Source organism: Bartonella sp. AD328YNZD, from assembly GCF_042196425.1.
Map to the genome: position 1 here is coordinate 1 of NZ_JBHIQG010000413.1, position 1897 is coordinate 1897.

Consider the following 1897-nt stretch of genomic DNA (forward strand, 5'->3'; position numbering starts at 1 on the left):
GACGATAAACATCTCGCTTTACAGGTATCGGTCCTCCGGTCTTAACCCGAATATAATGACGTGTCATCAAAATACCTCTCAACGATTGGTCACGAATTGCACGACCACAACACACTCTCCAGCCGCAGTTGTTTTATCCCGTGTTGCATAAAGCGTAAGCTCTTGATCTTCTGGAACAAACTCTTTTTGGTTGGTTGATGTAAAATCTTGAGTGCTTTGGGTTTTGATGTCCTTTTCACTAAACTCATTACCACCATAGGTGCTACCTATCTTTAATTTCGCATCCGAAAACGCTGTCTTCACAAACGCTTTAATCGAAAGGATCATTGCACCACGCGGTAAAGTCCCGATTTTGCGCGTCAAATGCTTATCTTTATGCGAGATATTCAAGCGAAAAAAACTCACTTGTTGCGTAACCAAATTTCTCCCTTGTAGGGGCTGTGGTAATCCTTCTGCCATGTTTTATTTCCTTTCTTTGAAAATTAAGAAGGCTTTTCGCCTGTGCAAGTTGAAACAACAACGGTTCCAAAATCTTGCGCATGTTGTCCTCTTCCAGGCATTTGGAAACGTGTTTTCTTCATGCCTATGATTGTCTTAGCTGCAACACTATATACTCGTTGATAATCATCAAGCTCTTCAACCAACTTATAGCGCGTGTCTTGATTTTCTGCTCCAAAGGCAAGCATCACACTTTGTGCACCCAGTAATACAGCACGTCGGACATTTTCTTCAACACTACCATCGGATTTAACACCATGGGTTACATGTTCGGATTCTCGTAAAATCACACCATTATACATGCCTAAAGAGCCATCAAAAATCGGGTTCTTCGCGCGCGAACCTGAATAAACTGCCTTTTGTATATCAAGCCACTGACCAGTATCGGTATTGGTACGCAATTGCATAACTTGTATGGGATGAAGATACATGACGTAAACATTCGAACCACCAACACGTACTGGTCTGATTTTGGGGTTAGCCAACTTTGCAACTTTAACAGCTTCATCAATCAACTTAAGACTAAAACCGTGTTTTGCCAGCTCTTTTACGTCTTCATCTTTCGTTTTGGCTTCTGGTCGCACAATGCGCTTACTGCTTGGTGTCAATGGTGCATTAAAACCATAATACAATTCATCAAGTTCAACTTCACGTCCTTCAAACTTTATTGTAGGCGCTGTATATCCGCAAACTTGAAGAAAAAACATCAAACTCAAACGGTCTGCAAACCAATCAACCAATGCCTTATGTGCTTCGTCGCGTAAACTAAACAAAATACGTTGTTGATCAATCGTACCTTTATTTTTTGTTGAAACAGCGTTATTAAGTTCATTGATATATAATTTATCATGGAGAAATTGGAGCGCTTCTTCATTGCCTTTAAGCGTTTCACCCTCGCTTACACCACGCCCCATAATCTGTGCTCGTAAGCTAAATGTAACACAATCGCCACCTTCTTTCCTAAGTTCATTTTTGACTTGAATGATACTATTGGAGCCTTCTCCCATTAATGGTTCAATATCAAGCGCTTTAGACGCTTCATAATTTAATCTCTTTGACCAAGCTTTCACCGCTTGAGCATCATTAATAGGTATACGTGTTATTGCCATTGATTTTACCTTTCTTTGCTATAAAAAAAACCGGCTTAAAGCCGGCAAAAACCCGCATTAAAAGCGGATTACGTTATGCGCCTAGACTATAATCAGCCATCGCGCCCCATTAACTTATCAAAAATGATTTGATTCTTAGGATTGCTATACCATTCTCCAAATTCTTTATCAGACATATTTCCAATAGATTCTAAAGTCATAGGACCCGTCACGCCCCCTCCTCCAGATGCCGTTAAGGTTCTCGCAGAATTTTGCCGACTTTGAAGTTCTGCAACTTGATTATTCACTTG

At 40.5% G+C, this 1897-nt stretch carries 2 protein-coding genes and 1 pseudogene; all 3 read right to left on the reverse strand.

Going from position 1 to position 1897, the window contains the following annotated elements:
- Positions 1-78: 78 nt before the first annotated feature.
- Complete coding sequence (locus tag ACFIO3_RS12340; protein WP_375607487.1) at positions 79-459, reverse strand: hypothetical protein; 381 nt, start codon at positions 457-459, stop codon at positions 79-81.
- Positions 460-482: 23 nt separating this feature from the next.
- Positions 483-1607, reverse strand: coding sequence for a N4-gp56 family major capsid protein (locus ACFIO3_RS12345; protein WP_375607486.1), 1125 nt, complete (start codon positions 1605-1607; stop codon positions 483-485).
- A gap of 92 nt (positions 1608-1699) precedes the next feature.
- Positions 1700-1897, reverse strand: a pseudogene (locus ACFIO3_RS12350) (hypothetical protein); the annotation flags it as partial.

What these genes read in the sequence shown, in the direction of transcription:
- ACFIO3_RS12340 (WP_375607487.1), bottom strand. Translation starts at nt 459, where the DNA reads ATGGCAGAAGGATTACCACAGCCCCTACAAGGGAGAAATTTGGTTACG.
- ACFIO3_RS12345 (WP_375607486.1), bottom strand. Translation starts at nt 1,607, where the DNA reads ATGGCAATAACACGTATACCTATTAATGATGCTCAAGCGGTGAAAGCT.